Below are 15,699 nucleotides of genomic sequence, written 5' to 3'. Positions count from 1 at the left end.
TCGGCGGGAGGGGGAGGGAGAGGGATCGGGAGGGGCGGGCGGGGCACCGGCCGGGGGTCGGTCCGACGACCCCCGGCCGGCGGGGATCACGGGATCTGGCGCTCCTGCCAGACCTCCGGGTAGCCCGTCAGGTCCTCGCCGCCGAACTTGGCGTAGTGGCCGTCGGGCATGCCCTCGTTGGCCGCGAGGAAGTCGGCACGCTCCTCCTCGGTGATGGGGGTCTGCGGGAGCACCCACTCCTTCGGGACCTCCTCGCCGGCGACGATCTTCTGGATCGCCAGGAGCGGGGTGCGCCACTGGAAGTTGGAGTACACCGGGGCGAGGCCGGTCAGGCCGGTCTCCTCCCACTTGCGCAGGAAGCTCATCTCGTCCTCGCCGGTCATCACCGGGTAGTCGACGCCCTGGTCCTCGAAGGCCTCGATCGCGGCGACGGCGCCGTCACCGGCGTCCATCCACACGCCCGCGACGTCGCCCTTGGTGAGCTCGTCGGTGATGATCCCCTTGATCTTGGTGGGGTCGGCGCCGGTGAAGTAGTCGACGGCCTCGATGCCGTTCTCCTCGAAGATCTTCTCGGCCGCGGCCCAGCGGGTCTCCAGCACGTCGACGCCGGGGAGGATGCGCAGCGCGACGACCTTGTCGCCCTCCTCGAGGTTCTCGACGAGGAAGTTGGCGGTGTCGATGCCCCAGGCGTAGCCGCCGATGGGGTGGATGAAGGTCGTGTAGCAGTCGGTCTCGACGCCGCGGTCGAAGACGATGACCGGCTTGCCGGTCTCGCAGGCGCGCTCGACGGCGGGCGTCATCGCGGCGGTGGAGTTGGGGGAGATGACGAAGACGTCGCAGTTCCCCTCGCTGATGAAGTAGTCGATGTCGGCGATCTGGGTGTTGTCGTCGTCCTGGGCGTCGCGGGTCTCCATCTCCGAGATCACGCCGGCGTCCTGCAGCTCCTGGAGCTGCTGGTTCATGGTGATCCAGCCGGTCTGGCGCCACGGGTTGGAGATCGAGGCGTTGGCGAAGCAGACCTTCTGGGCCTCCTGCGAGGCGTAGTCCGCGGTGTCGGTCATCTCGCCGTCGATGTACTGCAGGTACGGCTGCTCCGGGTCGCCCTCGAAGGTCGCCGAGCGCTGCTGGTCCTGCTCGTCGAAGTCGGCCTGGACGAACCACTCCTCGCTGCCGCCCGACCCCTCGCTCTCCGAGGTGGACTCCTCACCCGCCTGCGGGGCCGGGTCGTCGATCGACTCGTCGGTGCTGCACGCGGCCAGGGCGGCCAGTGCCGCGACGGACGCCACGGCGCCCCTGAGCGACCTGCTTCGCAACGGTGTGCGCATCAGTTGTCTCCTGTGGTTGTGCCCGGGGTGGGCTGGTGGTGGGTGAGGTGCCGAGACGAGGTGGCCGAGGAGGAGCCGGTACGCCGGGGGCGACGGCCGCGCTGCCAGGCGCGACCGGCCACGGCGACGGCGGCGATGATGATCAGTCCCTGGACGGTGGCGCGCCAGGTGGACTCCACGCCGAGCGCGGTGAGCAGCACGAACAGCAGCTCCAGTGCGACCGCGCCGGCGGCGGCGGAGAGGACCCAGCCGCGGCCGCCGCCGAGGACGACGCCGCCGAGGACGACCGCGGTGATGGCGGTGAACTCGTAGCCCTGGCCGACCGAGGGGTGCACGCCGGCGTACCCGACCAGGATGATGCCGGCCACGGTGGCCGACAGCGAGGAGATGACGAACGCGCGGGTCTTGAGCCACCACAGCGAGCTGCCCGAGACGCGGGCGGCGTCGGGGTTGTCGCCGGCGGCGACGAGGCTGCGGCCGAACGGTCGGCGCATCGACCACGAGGCGAGCGCGCCGAGGACCGCCAGGATGATCAGCGGATAGGGGATCACGTCGACGACCGGCACGTCCTCGATGCCGCCGCGGCCGATCTCGCGGAACGAGTCGGCGGGGTTGCCGGTGGCCGCGCCGCCGGTGAGGTGGTCGACCAGGCCGCCGAGCGCCAGCATCATGCCGAGGGTGACGATGAAGCTCGGCACGCCCAGCAGCGTCGTGCCGAGGCCGTTGAGCACGCCGATGAGCACGCCGACGGCGAGCATGAGCAGGGTGACCGGGAGGATCCGGCTCTCGTCCTCGCCGATGAGGTTGCCGGCCATGACGACCTGCGCGGCGACGACGGCGCCCATGGAGAGGTCGAACTCCCCGGAGACGATCACGTAGTACTGGCCGATGGCGGCGATCGCGATCGGCGCCGTGCGGCCGAGGAAGCGGATCACCACGCCGGGGTCGCCGAAGTTCGGGTTGGCCAGCACGGTCGCCACGAGCAGCGCCACGACCAGGACGTAGACCGCACCGCCGGGGGTGGCGAGCGCCGCTGCGGCCCGCCCCGTCCAGCTGCGATGGTGCTCGGGGAGCGGCGCTCGCTCCGTGCGCTCGAGGAGCGGGGTCGAGGTGGTCACTTCGCCTCCTGGAGTGCGGCGTCGAGGCCGGTGGGCCGTTCGAACCGGGCGGGCCGGCGGTCGATCTCGCGGCGGGCGTAGACCGCGACCGCGACGACGATGACCAGGCCGCGGACGACGTCCTGCAGGAACGCGCTGACGCCCATGACGCCCATGACGTTGTCGAGGACGGAGAAGATCGCGACGCCGGCGAGGGTCCCGACGACGTTGCCCTTGCCGCCGGCGAGCAGCGTGCCGCCGAGCACGACCGCCGCGATCGACATCAGGTCGTAGTCGCCCTGGCTGCCGATGGTCGGGCTGCCGACGCTGAGCCGGGCCACCAGCAGCAGCCCGGCCAGCGCGGCCAGCACCGAGGACAGGGTGTGCGCGACGAGGACCGGCACCGACGTGCGGATGCCGGAGAGCCGCGCCACCTCGCGGTTGCCGCCGACGGCGTACAGGTGGTGGCCGACGCGGGTGCGCCGGAGCATGAGCACGACGAGCACCGCGCAGCCGAGCAGGATGAGCGTCGAGAGCGGCACCGGGCCGACCTGGGTGGCGCCGACCAGCCGGAAGGAGCGCGGCGCGGAGCCGTGGCTGCCCTGGTAGTTGGTCGCGAGGTAGCCGCTGATGACCAGGCCGGTGCCGAGGGTCGCGATGAACCCGTGGACGCCGAGGTAGGCGACGATCGCGCCGTTGACGAGCCCGACCGCGGCGGCCACCAGCAGGGCGAGGGCGACGGCGGGGAGCACGTTGCCGTCCTGGCCGGCCATCGTGCCGGCGGCCAGCACGCTGACCAGGCTGACGACGTACGGCACCGAGAGGTCGAGGCTGCCGACGAGGATCACCAGCGTCTGCCCGATGGCGATGAAGCCGAGGATGCTGATGCCGGTCAGCAGCGCCGAGATGTTGCCGGAGCTGAGGAAGTTGCGGCCCTCGACGGCGGTCAGCACGAAGCCGGCGACCAGGCTGACCGCCAGCAGCACCAGCACGATGCCGGTGGAGGTCAGCGGCGTCGTGCGCCGCGTGAGCGCGCTCATGCGTCCACCCCCGTCGCGACCTGGAGCACCTGCTCCTCGGTGGCGCCCGCGGGCAGCTCGCCGGCCACCCGTCCGTCGCGCATGACGACGATCCGGTCGGACATGCCGATCACCTCCGGGAGCTCGCTGGAGACCATGAGGACGGCCACGCCGCGGGCCGCGAGCGCGCGCATCAGCTCGTAGATCGAGTGCTTCGCGCCGACGTCGATGCCGCGGGTGGGCTCGTCCATGAGGACGACCCGGGGGTCGGTGGCCAGCCAACGGGCCAGCACGACCTTCTGCTGGTTGCCGCCGGAGAGGAACTGGACCTCCTGGTCGGTCGCCCGGGCCGAGACCTCGAGGGAGGACAGCAGGCCGGGCAGGTCGCGACGGGCGGCGCCGGTGCGCCGGGGGAAGACGGCCCGCACGACGCCGAGCGCGTTGTCGAGGATCGTCTGGTTCAGTGCCAGGCCGGTGGCCTTGCGGTCCTCGGTCACCATCGCCAGGCCGGCGCGGATCGCGGCGCGCGGCGAGCCGGGGCGTACGTCGCGTCCGCCGACGCGCATGGTGCCACGGGTCAACGGGCGCACGCCGAAGACGGCCTCCAGCAGCTCGGTGCGGCCGGAGCCCTGCAGGCCGGCGATGCCGACGACCTCGCCGGCGCGCAGCGTGAGGTCGACCCCGTCGACGTACCCGTTGCCGGCGCCGCGCAGCTCCAGCAGGGGCTCGCCGACCTCGGTCCCGGGGAGCGGGTCGGGGAAGAAGGAGGAGATCGAGCGGCCGACCATGAGGCGCACCAGCTCGGCGTCGTCGAGGTCGCCCGCCGGCCGGGTGGTGACCTGGCGGCCGTCCTTGAGGACCGTGATGGTGTCGCAGAGGTCGAAGATCTCCTTGAGCCGGTGGGAGACGTAGACGATGGCCACGCCGCGGGCGGTGAGCCGGGCGATGACGGCGTAGAGCAGCTCGACCTCGTGCTCGGCCAGCGCCGCGGTCGGCTCGTCCATCTGGATGACCCGCGCGTCGTAGCTGACGGCCTTGGCGATCTCGACCAGCTGCTGCTCGGCGACCGAGAGGGTCCGCACGCGCTGGCCGGCGCGCAGCCCCGTGACGCCGAGCCCCTCGAGGAGCTCCTCGGTGTCGCGGTGCATCCGCTCGACGTCGACGAGGCCGCGCCGGCGGGGCTCCCGGCCGAGGTAGACGTTCTCGGCCACCGAGCGCTCCGGCAGGAGGTTGAACTCCTGGAAGACCGTGGAGAGGCCGGCCTGCTGCGCCTGGACCGGGTGGGTGAACGACACCGGGTCACCGGCGACCTCGACCGTGCCGGCGTCGGGGGAGTGCACGCCGGCGAGGATCTTCATCAGGGTCGACTTGCCCGCGCCGTTCTCGCCGACGAGGCCGAGCACCTGGCCGGCGTGCAGCTCGAGGTCGACGTCCTCCAGGACGGTGTGGCCCGCGAAGCCCTTGGTCAGCCCGCGGGCGCGGAGGACGACGGCACCGGTGGGCGCGGTGCCGTCGGAGGGCGGGCCGGGGGTTCCGGGGGTGCCCGGGCTCTCGGTCGGCGACGTGGTGGTCACGAGCGGCACTGTGGCACGCGTCACTCACTTCTGTCGAGCGTTCGTCAAAAGTCGTTTGCTGGACGTCCAGAAGTCTCCGTGGAACACTTCCCGCCGTGCGGACCAGCGACGTCTTCGAGCTCCTCCGGGACGGTCAGCCCCGCACCCGGGCCCAGCTCGCCGACCTCTCCGGGCTCGCCCGCTCCACCATCGCGTCCCGGATCGACACGCTGATGAAGCTCGGCCTGGTGGCGCCGTACGGCGGCGGGGTCTCGACCGGCGGGCGCCCGCCGTCGCTGCTCGCGCTCAACCCGACGGCCTGGGTGGTGGCCGGTGTCGACATCGGCGCCAGCCACGCGACCGCGGCGCTGTCGGACCTCAGCGGCACGATCCTCGTCGAGCGTCGCGCCGACCTCGACGTGGCGCTCGGGCCCGACCACGTCCTCGGCTGGGTCGAGCGCGTCGTGGCCGAGCTCCTCGCCGACCAGCGCCGCGACCCGCGGGACCTGGCGGCCATCGGGATGGGGCTCCCCGGTCCCGTCGAGCACTCGACCGGCCGGGCGATCAACCCGCCGATCATGCCGGGGTGGGACGGGTACGACGTGCCCGGCCACGTCCAGCGGGCCTTCGACGTGCCCGTGCTCGTCGACAACGACGTCAACATCATGGCCCTCGGGGAGCAGCACGCCCACCTGCCCGACGTCGCGGACCTGGTCTTCATCAAGGTCAGCACCGGCATCGGAGCCGGGTTGATCTCCGGCGGCCAGCTCCAGCGCGGGGCGCAGGGAACCGCCGGCGACCTCGGCCACGTGGCCGTCGCCCGCGCCGCCGAGGTGCTGTGCCGGTGCGGGAACCAGGGCTGCCTCGAGGCCGTGGCGGCCGGGCCGGCGGTCGCCCGGTCGCTGCGTGAGGTCGGCGTCGACGCGGCCGGCTCGCCGGACGTCGTGGCGCTGGTGCGCAGCGGGGACCCTCGGGCGGTCCAGGCGGTGCGGCAGGCCGGCCGCGACCTCGGCGAGGTGCTCGCGACGCTGGTGAACATGATCAACCCCTCCGCGATCGTCATCGGCGGCTCGCTGGCCGACGCCGGCGAGAGCCTCCTGGCAGGGATCCGCGAGGTCGTCTACCAGCGCTCGCTGCCGCTGGCGACCCAGCACCTGGCCGTCACCACCTCCCGCGCCGGCGAGCGGGCCGGCGTCATCGGCGCGGCCGCGCTCGCCATCGGCCACGTCCTCTCGCCCGAGCACATCGACCGGGCCGGTGCGCTGGTGGTCGAGGCGGGCGCGACGGCGGGGCGGGTGTGACGACAGGTTCGCTGCTGTGTCGGCACGCTGCCATGTGCATGCAGAGCAGCGAACGTCGCGTCACATGGGCGTCGGCGGCGCGGCGCCGGTCACTGTCCACAGGCGACGCGCGCGACCGCGCCGGGTCTGTCGGCGCCCGCCGTTAGGGTTCTCGGGTGCCGCCGACCTCCGCCCCGACGACCCCGCCGACGACCCCGCCGACGACCCGCGTCAGCGAGGTTCTCGGGGGTGCCGTCCGTGCGCTCGGGGGCGCCGAGCGAGCCGGTCAGGTGCGGATGGCCGAGGCGGTGTCGAAGGCGCTCGCCGACGAGGAGCACCTGCTCGTCCAGGCGGGCACGGGCACCGGCAAGTCGCTGGCCTACCTCGTGCCGGCGCTGCTCCACCCCGACCGGGTCGTGGTCGCCACCGCGACGCTGGCCCTGCAGCACCAGCTCGTCGAGCGCGACCTCCCGCGGCTGGTCGAGGCGGTGGCCCGGGACGAGTCGGCCCGCGACGTCGACACCTCCTACGCCGTGCTCAAGGGCCGCTCGAACTACGCCTGCCTGCACCGCGTCCGCGAGGGCGTGCCCGACGACCAGGGGGCGCTCGTCCAGCTGCCCGAGGGCTCGATGGGCCAGAAGGTGCTCGAGCTGCGGGCGTGGGCGGAGGAGCAGGCCCAGGAGGACGGCAGCGGCGAGCGCGACAACGCCCCGCGGCACACCGACCGCGAGTGGCGCCAGGTCTCGGTCAGCCACCGCGAGTGCCTGGGGGCGACCAAGTGCCCCTTCGGCCAGGAGTGCTTCGCCGAGCTCGCCAAGGAGAAGGCGCAGCGCTCGCACCTGGTGATCACCAACCACAGCCTGCTCGCGATCGACGCGATCGAGGGCGTGCCGATGATCCCGGAGTACGACGCGGTCGTCATCGACGAGGCCCACGAGCTGACCGCGCGGGTCACCCAGGCCGCGACCGACGAGCTGTGGGCCGCCGAGGTCGAGCGGGCCGCGCGGCGCAGCCAGCGCCACGTCGAGGGCTCGCAGGCCGACGACCTCGCCGACGCCGCGGAGGCGCTGCGCTCGGCGATGACCGACGCGCGGCCGGGCCGGTTCGAGCGGATGCCGCAGGAGCTCGGCGACGCCCTGGTGCTGGTCCGCGACGCCGCGCGCGCCTGCCTGTCGGCGTACCCCAAGGGCGACGACAAGGGCGACAAGTCCGCCGACCCCGGCCTGACCCAGGCCAAGGGCTCGGTCCAGGAGGTCTTCGCGACGGCCGAGCGGATGGCCGCCGACCTCGACTCCGACGTGCTGTGGATGACCGAGGGCAGCGAGCGGATGCCCCCGCGCCTGTGCGTGGCGCCGCTGCAGGTGTGGGGCCCGATGCGCGACAAGCTGCTGCGCGAGAAGAGCGTGGTGTTCACCAGCGCCACGCTGATGCTCGGCGGCGACTTCGGCTCGGTCGCCACCAGCGTCGGGCTCAAGCCGTCCGAGCGCGTCGTCGACGAGACGGCCGACGCCCAGCGGACCGACACGGTGCTGCCCTGGCGCGGGATCGACGTCGGGTCGCCGTTCGACTACGGCCAGCAGGGGATCCTGTACGTCGCCCGCCACCTGCCCGCGCCCGGGCGCGACGGGCTCGTGAAGGCCCAGCTCGACGAGATCGTCGAGCTCATCGACGCCGCCGACGGGCGGGCGCTGGGGCTGTTCTCCTCCCGCCGGGCCGCCGAGACCGCCGCCGAGGCGGTCCGCGAGCGGCTGCCCCACCTGACCACCCTCGCCCAGGGCGACGCCCAGCTGCCAGAGCTGGCCAAGCAGTTCGTCGAGGACCCCCACACCGTGCTGTTCGGCACCCTCTCGCTGTGGCAGGGCCTCGACGTGCCGGGCGACACCTGCCAGCTGGTGCTCATCGACCGGATCCCGTTCCCTCGGCCCGACGACCCGCTGATGTCGGCGCGGCAGAAGGCGGCCGACCAGGCCGGTGGCAACGGGTTCATGCAGGTCGCGGCCACCCACGCCGCCCTGCTCATGGCCCAGGGCGCCGGCCGGCTGATCCGCACGACCAGCGACCGCGGCGTCGTCGCCGTGCTCGACCCGCGGCTCGCCACCGCCCGCTACGGCGGGTTCCTCAAGGCCAGCCTGCCCCCGATGTGGACCACCACGGACCCCTCCATCGTCCGCAAGGCGCTCGCCCGGCTCTCCGCCTCCGCGCGCGGCTGACCGCGGCCAGCCGCGAGTGCCGGCGCCTCCGCTCGTTGAGCAGCGAGCGCCGGCGTGTCCCGCTGGTTGAGCAGCGAGCGCCGGCGTGTCCCGCTGGTTGAGCAGCGAGCGCCGGCGTGTCCCGCTGGTTGAGCAGTGAGCGTCGGCGTGTCCCGCTGGTTGAGCAGTGAGCGCCGGCGTGTCCCGCTGGTTGAGCAGCGAGCGCCAGCGAGCGTGTCGAAACCCGGTGAGGGACCTGTGACCTCGGGCCCTGCGTCGGTTGCGGGGGTTTCGACACGGTCGGCGCCGGGGGCGAGCGCCGGCGCCCCCGCTGGTTGAGCAGCGAGCGCCAGCGAGCGTGTCGAAACCCGGTGAGGGACCTCTGACGTCAGGCCCTGCGTCGGTTGCGGGGTTTCGACACGGTCGGCGCTGGGGCGCCTCCCTGCTCAACCAGCGGGGGTTCCGCGCTGGGGCGCCTCCCTGCTCAACCGGCGGGGGTTCTGCGCGGGGGCGCCTCCCTGATCAACCAGCGGCCAGCCGCGAGCGCCCGTCCCAACCGCCACGCGGCGCGCCGCGCAGCCCGAAGAACGACGCGATGGTGGGCGCGACGTCGACGGTCGCGGCCAGCTCCGAGGACACGGCCTTCGCGGCGGCCGGGTGGCCGCCGCCGATGAAGAACGGGATCGGTCGCGTCGCCGGGTGGCCGTGGTTGCCGGGGATGGGGTTGGAGACGACGTCGGGGTCGCTGAACCGCCAGCCCGCGCGGCAGTAGGCGATGACGTCGCCGGCGTTCGGCCCCAGGCGCAGCCACGAGGTGCGGGCCCGGTCGTGGGCCGAGAGGACGCCAGGGGTGCTCCGGGCGACGGCGAGCATCCGGGCGACGCCGCGGTCGCGCTGCCCCTCCGGTCCGGTCCAGTAGAGCAGGTCCGCGCCGCCGTTCTGGGCCACCGCGACGTTGCCGGCCAGCAGCGGGTCCTCGGCGAGCGGCGAGGTCAGGGAGACCACCCGGTCGGGCCGCGACCAGTCCATCGAGTGGTCGGCGAGCACGACGACGATCGAGCGCCCCCACCGGCCGGTCGACCTCAGCATGTCGACGAAACGCCCCACCTGCAGGTCGGTCGAGACGAGCGCGGCCCGGCGCAGCGCCTGCAGGGTGCCGCCGGTGAGGTCGCTGTGCCCCACCCGGTCGACGTCGCCGAGGTTGACGAAGACCAGGTGCGGGTCGAACTCCTCGACCATCCCGAGCGCGGCCTCCATCGTGAACACGTCGGGCGCGTGGTCGGTCACCGGCAGCAGCGGGAACGGCTCCCACCGGTGCGTGGCGCGCTCGCCGAAGACCCCGTAGAGGTAGTCCTTGCTCAGCACGGTCCCGGTCCGGAGCCCCTGCCGGTTGAGCCGCTCGATGACGGTGGTGGTGCGGATGTCGCTCGGCCGGTCCATCGTGCGGGTCTCGCCCAGCCCGCGGTCGTAGATGTCGTTGGCGGGCACGCCGCTGCGGTCGGGGCGGACGCCGGTCATCATCATCACGTGGTTCGGCACCGTCTCCATGACGGGCAGCGAGTGCGCCCGCGGGTGGTGCCGCCCGCCGGCCCGGAGCGCGGCGAGGTTCGGCATCAGGCCGCTGTCGATCTCGTCGGGGCGGCACCCGTCGACCACCAGCACGTAGGCGCGGCGGCGGTCACGGTTCCCGGCGGCGTACGTCGGGGTGCCGAGGGCCGTGGAGAAGGTCAGCGCGAGGCCGCCGGCGCCCGCGACCTTGAGGACGGTACGCCGGTCGCTCGCGGCCGGCGGGGTGGTGCGGCCGGTGCCGGGCACGCACATCAGCGCACCGGCCGATCGACGGCGACGACCTTGTTGGTGCCGGCGCGGGTGGCGAAGGAGCGTGACCAGGTGGCGCTCGTGGTCCGGTCGAGACGGGAGCCGATGACGTACCAGTCCATCTGCACGCGGGCGGGGGTCACGTCGAGCACGGAGTACCCGTGGGAGTCGAAGTCGAGGTACTTGATGTGCGGGTTGGCGGCGAGGATGGCCTGCTCGACCGCACGGCTCGCGGTGCGCGGCGGCACGCCCAGGATGTCCTTGAGGTTGTCGGAGGTGACCGACGAGCAGACGAACTCCACGCCGGCGGTGTCCCCGGCGACCGGGTACAGCCCGCGGTCGAAGGGCAGGTCCGAGGCCCACCCGGAGTGGATGTCGCCGGTGAGGAAGACGGTGTCCTTGATGCCGCGGTCGCGGATGTGGGCGAACAGCTCGCGCCGGTCGTCGGTGTAGCCGTCCCACTGGTCGACGTTGTAGGGCAGCCCGTCCTGGGGGAGCAGGCCGGTGACGTCGTTGACCGGGGTGACGAGGTCCGCGGGCAGCGCGGCGAAGGTGACCGGCGCGATCATCACCGGGTTGCCGACCAGCTTCCACTGGGCGGCGTCGCGGGCCAGCGACGCCTTGAGCCAGCGCATCTGCTCGCGGCCGGTGATGGTGCGGTCGGGGTCGCTGACGGCCGGGTCGAGGGCCGGCACGGCGACCTGCTCGCTGCGGTAGGTGCGCAGGTCGAGCATGCTCAGCTCCGCGAGGGTGCCGAACTGCAGGCGGCGGTAGAGGCGGGTCCCGTCGCCGAGGCGCGCCGTGCCGTCGAGGCGGACGGGCATCCACTCGTCGTAGGCCCGGTGCGCGCGGGCGCGGCGCCGACGCCAGGCGCCCTCGCCGCCGGCGCCTGACCCGGCCGTGTGGTTCTCGGCGCCCTCGCGCCAGGCGTCGTTCGCGCTCTCGTGGTCGTCCCAGACGGTGATGAACGGCGCCGTCGCGTGGAGGTCCTGGAGGTCCTGGTCGGCCTTGTACTGCGCGTGCCGCTGCCGGTAGTCGTCGAGGGAGACGATCTCCCCGGCCGGCTCGTGGCGGCGGACGATGACGTCGCCGGCGCCGTAGTAGCCGGCCTCGTACTCGTAGAGGTAGTCACCGAGGTGCAGCACGGCGTGCAGGTCGTCGCGGCGGGCGAGGTGGCGGTACGCGCCGAAGTAGCCGGCCTGGTAGTTCGCGCACGAGACGACGCCGAAGCGCAGGTTGCGCGGCGTCGCACCGGGCGCGGGGGCGGTGCGGGTGCGACCGACGCGGCTGCGCTGGCCGGCGGCGGTGAAGCGGTAGTGGTACCAGGTCGCGGGCCGCAGGCTGGTGACGTCGAGCTTGACGGTGTGGTCGCGCCCGGCGCTGGTGACGAAGGTGCCGCGGCGCACGACGTCGCGGAAGGCGCGGTCGGTGGCGACCTCCCAGCGCACCTCGGTCCGGGGCCCGCGGCCCGACCCGGGCGTCGCCGCCCGGGTCGGCGTGACCCGGGTCCAGATCAGCACCGACTCGGGGAGCGGGTCGCCGGAGGCGACGCCGTGCTGGAAGACGCGGTGGCCCCGCGCGGTCGGGGCGGCGGTGGTGCCGGTGGCGGGGACGGCCGAGGCGACCGACGCGACGCCGAGGCCCACGGCCCCGGTGGCGACGACGGTGCGGCGGCCGACGGTGCCCTGCGGGCCCGGCCGGTCGGGGTGGGTCGTGGTCACGCTGCGTCAACGACGGGGGAGCGCGGATGTGATGCCCCCACGGGTGTGAGCACCGTCTGTTCAGGCGGCGTACGTCGCGTGGTCAACGCGCCGTGACCTGCACCCGCGCCCCCTGCCCGTCGCCGAGGGGCCGGCCGCCGCAGGCGAAGTCGGTGCGCTGCCAGCACTCGTACCGGACGTCGGCGTTCGCGACCGTCACCTCCACCGCGATCACGGACCCGGCGGCGAACGGCGCGGTGGCCGTCCCGTGGCCGGCGCCGTCGAGGGGGATGAGGTAGCTCGAGCTGGTCCCGTCGGTGAGGACGACTGTGGCCACGGCTCGGACCGCGCCGCTCGCGGGCAGGTCGACCACGATGGCCGCGCTGGTCGCGGAGGCGGGCGGCTTGGCGGCCAGCGTGGCGCTGGTGAGGTGGTCCACCCGGGGGCTCCACGTCGTGGGGGCGCCGAGGGCGAGGGTCGCGGTCTCCGCGGCCGGAGCCGGGTCGTACTCCGTCGCCGAGCCCTCGGCGTACCACTCCGCCGGCCGGCGGTTGGCGGTCGCGAACCCGGCGAAGGTCGACGGCAGGTCGGTTCCGGCCGCCTCGAGCACGGCGCTGACGGCGTCGGTGGAGTGCAGGTCCGGGGCACCCTTGCGGGCGTCCGCGGCGCGCCAGATGTCGCGGACCACGACCGGCAGCCCGCCCTCGCGCTCCGGGAGCACGCCGGCGAGGTGCTCGAAGAACAGCCAGGTGCCGTAGTGGAAGGTGCCGCCGGAACGGTCCATCGGCCGCCCGGGGTGCGACAGGGGGCTGGAGGAGAGGTACTGCCGGTTGTCGTCGACCGCGTCGAACAGGGCCTCCTCCACCCACGCCGCGCTGCCCTCGAGCAGCCAGGTGTCCTCGTAGGAGTCGTAGGCGAACTGGACGGCGTGGAAGTACTCGTGTGCCACGGTCACCTGCAGGTTCTGCAGCGGGGTCCCGGTCGGGAAGCCGCGGTAGTCGTTGTCGACCACGCAGTAGGCCCACACGTCGAAGGCCTTGGTCTTCTGGTCGCTGGTGCAGTAGCCGTAGAGGCCGTCGTCGAGGTCCTGGACGTAGACGTCGGTCTTGGCGTTGCCGCCCACCGTGCCGTCGGCCTTGGGCGAGCGGTAGCCGGCCGTGGTCAGCGTGCGGTGCACCGACCCGGTGATGGCGAGGACCCGCTTGGCCCAGGCCGTGGTCGCCCGGTGGCGGCCCGACGTCGACCAGTGCACGCACACGACCGTGCACGAGCGCTTGCGGCTGGCGGGACGGGCGAGCAGTCGGTCGGCGGCGCGCCGGTCGGCCCGGTCCAGGGAGGAGCGCGCCATCCGCAGCTGCCGGAGCGCCTCGGTCGCGTCCCGCCCGTCGCCGGCGAGGGCGGAGCGGGCGGCGGCGAGACGGCCGGCGGCCGCTCGGCGGCTCGCCGCGTCGGCGGCGTACGTCGCCGGCCGGCTCGCTCCCGCGTCCTGCCCGGTCCGGTTGCCGGCCGTGGGCGTCGCCCCGGCCAGCCCGGGCACGAGGGCGACGGCCAGCGCGAGCAGCCCCACGACGAGGGTGCGGCCGAACGGACGGGACGGGCGGGTGCGTGGCATGACGGCTCCGTGCGGGTGGGGGACTCCGGCGACGGGTCCACGCCCGGGCCGACGCTCAGCCAACCGTGGTGGAGCTGTCCTGCCTATGACCCGTCGGGACCATCTTCGGGCCGTTCGCAGCGGCCGGCTCCGAGCGCGGGTGGTCCGGTCGGCGATCCAGCCGGCGATCCAGCCGGCGATCCAGTCGGCGATCCAGTCGGCGGCCGAGCCGGGCCGCCAGGAGGAAGCCCACGCCGATGACGAGCCAGCCGGCGACGGCGTCGAGGACCCAGTGGTTGCCGGTGCCGACGATCACCACGGCGGTGACGGCGGCGTGCCCCCAGCCGAGGGCCCGGGTCCAGGGCCGGCGGGCGTTGGTCTGGACCACGATCGCCACCCACAGCGCCCAGCCGGCGTGGAGGGAGGGGAACGCGGCGAGCTGGTTGGTCAGGCCGCCGAGCCCCTTCGGGGCGGAGGCGTCCGAGCCCCACCAGCCGTCGGCGGCGTGGAGCGAGAGCACGTCGACGTACCCGTCGACGAAGCGGGGGGGAGCGGTCGGCAGGAGGAGGTAGAGGGCCAGGCCGACCAGCGTCGCCGCGACGAGGGCGCGGCGGGCGGGTACGTACTGGCGCTCGCCGAGGCGGTAGAGCCACAGCAGCGCGACGGCGGTGACGACGTAGTGGGCGGTGGCGTACCAGTAGCTCGAGAGCAGGCCGAGCACCTTCATGTCCACGAAGACCTGGTTGAGCGCGGCCTCCCAGTGCAGGCCGACGAGCTCCTCGACGTCCAGCAGCTCCTGGGCCCGGAGCACGGCGGGAGCGAGGGAGTCGTCGGCGAACAGGCGGGAGCCGCTGTAGAGGACGTAGAGCGTCAGGACCAGGACCAGCTCGGCCCCGCCGCGCCGCAGGCGGGGGTACCTCGTGGGGCTGCTGGGACTGCTCACGGCCCCAGATTGCCGCATCCCGGCCCGGTTGAGCACCTGGCTTAGCCCCGAGTCGCACCTGAGTCGCACCTGATTCGCCCCTGATCCGTCACCCTTTCCGGCCGGTCGGGGACCGCCGGAGCCACCCGAACGGGCCATTTCCGGACCGTTCCACCTCCTGCGGCAGTCCCCGCCCCTAGCGTCGGTCCCGCTTCGCTCGCCCGCGCCCCCGTCGTCCCTGGAGAACCCATGTCCCGAACCCGTCCCGTCCTCGGCTCCACCCTGGCGGGCGTCGTGCTGCTCGCCGGCGCACTCACCTCGACCGGCGCCCTGCTCACGCCGGCGCTGGCCGACGAGCCCAGCAACGACGACTTCGCGAACGCTCAGGCGATCCCCACCACCGGCGGCACGGTGACCGGTGACAACACCGAGGCGACCGGGCAGGACGGCGAGCCCAACCACGCCGACTCCGACTGGGAGGAGCCGCTGGCCTCGATGTGGTACTCGTGGACGGCCTCCGCCGACGGCGCCACGGTCGTGCACACCTGCACCGGGACCACCTTCGACTCCCGCCTCGCGGTCTACACCGGCACCGCGCTGCGGACCGTCACCGAGGTCGCCGCCAACGACGACTCCCAGGGCTCGACCTGCCGGGGGTCGCTGTTCTCCGAGGTCAGCTTCACCGCAGTCGCCGGCACGACGTACCGCATCGCCGTCGACTCGGTCGAGGGCATCGACGACGGGGAGCCGGTCGGGGCGTTCTCGCTGACCGTCGTGGCCCCCGAAGGCTCCGGTGGCCCGGTCGACCCCGAGCCGGTCGACCCGCCGCAGACGTACACGATGAAGCGCTTCATCCCCACGTGCGCCGGTGTCACCGCCACCTCGACGAAGACCTGCGGCGCCAAGGCCACCAAGATCTCCTTCACCCGGCTGCCCGCGGTGAAGAAGGCCGTCGCGGGCCTGAGGGCCCAGGGCTTCCCGATCACGCTCAAGGTCACCGAGAAGCCGGCCGGCTCGCAGAACGCCGCGATCGCCGCGGCGCTGCGCAAGAGCGGCAAGGGCGGTGAGGTCCTCACCCAGAGCATCGCGCCGCGCGCGGTCGTCGACGACCAGTCCACGACGGTTCTCAAGGTCGCCGTCTTCGCCGGCTGAGCACAGCTCCACCACGCACGGACGACTCCGCCCCGATCGGCCAGCGGCCGATC

Annotated in this window: 11 protein-coding genes; 3 read left to right on the top strand and 8 right to left on the bottom strand. The window is 73.7% G+C overall.

What is annotated here, in order from left to right:
• Positions 1-86: 86 nt before the first annotated feature.
• The 4 genes from QWY28_RS01205 to QWY28_RS01190 are packed head-to-tail and all read right to left on the bottom strand — an operon-like array spanning position 87 to position 5,015.
• A complete protein-coding gene (locus QWY28_RS01205; RefSeq protein ID WP_300950477.1) occupies positions 87-1,286 on the bottom strand; it encodes a substrate-binding domain-containing protein in 1,200 nt (399 codons plus the stop codon).
• A 38-nt stretch (positions 1,287-1,324) separates the two neighbouring features.
• Complete coding sequence (locus tag QWY28_RS01200; protein WP_300950476.1) at positions 1,325-2,443, bottom strand: ABC transporter permease; 1,119 nt, start codon at positions 2,441-2,443, stop codon at positions 1,325-1,327.
• A complete protein-coding gene (locus QWY28_RS01195) occupies positions 2,440-3,462 on the bottom strand; it encodes an ABC transporter permease (RefSeq protein ID WP_300950475.1) in 1,023 nt (340 codons plus the stop codon). The genes QWY28_RS01200 and QWY28_RS01195 overlap by 4 nt, the downstream gene beginning before the upstream one ends.
• Positions 3,459-5,015 carry a sugar ABC transporter ATP-binding protein gene (locus QWY28_RS01190; protein ID WP_300950474.1) on the bottom strand — a complete coding sequence of 519 codons (1,557 nt, stop codon included), beginning with the start codon at positions 5,013-5,015 and terminating at the stop codon, positions 3,459-3,461. The genes QWY28_RS01195 and QWY28_RS01190 overlap by 4 nt, the downstream gene beginning before the upstream one ends.
• A 95-nt stretch (positions 5,016-5,110) precedes the next feature.
• On the opposite strand from QWY28_RS01190, the gene QWY28_RS01185 reads away from it, so the two are divergent.
• Together QWY28_RS01185 and QWY28_RS01180 are read left to right on the top strand one after the other, a co-directional pair.
• Positions 5,111-6,295 (top strand): ROK family protein, encoded by a 1,185-nt coding sequence (locus QWY28_RS01185; protein WP_300950473.1) that lies wholly within the window; start codon positions 5,111-5,113, stop codon positions 6,293-6,295.
• 275 nt (positions 6,296-6,570) lie between these two features.
• The gene (locus QWY28_RS01180) at positions 6,571-8,484 is read left to right on the top strand and encodes an ATP-dependent DNA helicase (protein WP_300951287.1); all 1,914 of its coding nucleotides are present in this window, start codon (positions 6,571-6,573) and stop codon (positions 8,482-8,484) included.
• Between the two features lie 501 nt (positions 8,485-8,985).
• Here QWY28_RS01180 and QWY28_RS01175 read toward each other — a convergent pair.
• The 4 genes from QWY28_RS01175 to QWY28_RS01160 all read right to left on the bottom strand — a co-directional run bounded on the left by QWY28_RS01175 (position 8,986) and on the right by QWY28_RS01160 (position 14,515).
• Positions 8,986-10,278, bottom strand: a complete 1,293-nt coding sequence (locus QWY28_RS01175) for an alkaline phosphatase family protein (RefSeq protein ID WP_300950472.1) — start codon at positions 10,276-10,278, stop codon at positions 8,986-8,988.
• Positions 10,279-10,283: 5 nt separating this feature from the next.
• Positions 10,284-12,002 carry an alkaline phosphatase D family protein gene (locus tag QWY28_RS01170; protein ID WP_300950471.1) on the bottom strand — a complete coding sequence of 573 codons (1,719 nt, stop codon included), beginning with the start codon at positions 12,000-12,002 and terminating at the stop codon, positions 10,284-10,286.
• Positions 12,003-12,084: 82 nt separating this feature from the next.
• On the bottom strand, positions 12,085-13,593 hold the full coding sequence (locus tag QWY28_RS01165; RefSeq protein WP_300950470.1) for an MXAN_6640 family putative metalloprotease: 1,509 nt from the start codon (positions 13,591-13,593) through the stop codon (positions 12,085-12,087).
• A gap of 55 nt (positions 13,594-13,648) precedes the next feature.
• Positions 13,649-14,515, bottom strand: a complete 867-nt coding sequence (locus tag QWY28_RS01160; RefSeq protein ID WP_300950469.1) for a phosphatase PAP2 family protein — start codon at positions 14,513-14,515, stop codon at positions 13,649-13,651.
• A 228-nt stretch (positions 14,516-14,743) separates the two neighbouring features.
• Between QWY28_RS01160 and QWY28_RS01155 the strand changes: the two genes are divergently transcribed.
• Positions 14,744-15,646, top strand: coding sequence for a hypothetical protein (locus QWY28_RS01155; protein ID WP_300950468.1), 903 nt, complete (start codon positions 14,744-14,746; stop codon positions 15,644-15,646).
• The last annotated feature ends 53 nt before the right edge of the window (positions 15,647-15,699 follow it).

It is taken from the genome of Nocardioides oceani (assembly GCF_030412965.1).
Lineage (GTDB): Bacteria > Actinomycetota > Actinomycetes > Propionibacteriales > Nocardioidaceae > Nocardioides > Nocardioides oceani.
Note: the sequence above shows the minus strand (reverse complement) of the source record. Positions and strands in the feature narration are given on the sequence as shown.

Bases quoted from the DNA above. Each gene is read 5' to 3' on its own strand.
- QWY28_RS01195 (WP_300950475.1), bottom strand. From the start codon at position 3,462: ATGAGCGCGCTCACGCGGCGCACGACGCCGCTGACCTCCACCGGCATC.
- QWY28_RS01180 (WP_300951287.1), top strand. From the start codon at position 6,571: ATGGCCGAGGCGGTGTCGAAGGCGCTCGCCGACGAGGAGCACCTGCTC.
- QWY28_RS01165 (WP_300950470.1), bottom strand. From the start codon at position 13,593: ATGCCACGCACCCGCCCGTCCCGTCCGTTCGGCCGCACCCTCGTCGTG.
- QWY28_RS01155 (WP_300950468.1), top strand. From the start codon at position 14,744: ATGTCCCGAACCCGTCCCGTCCTCGGCTCCACCCTGGCGGGCGTCGTG.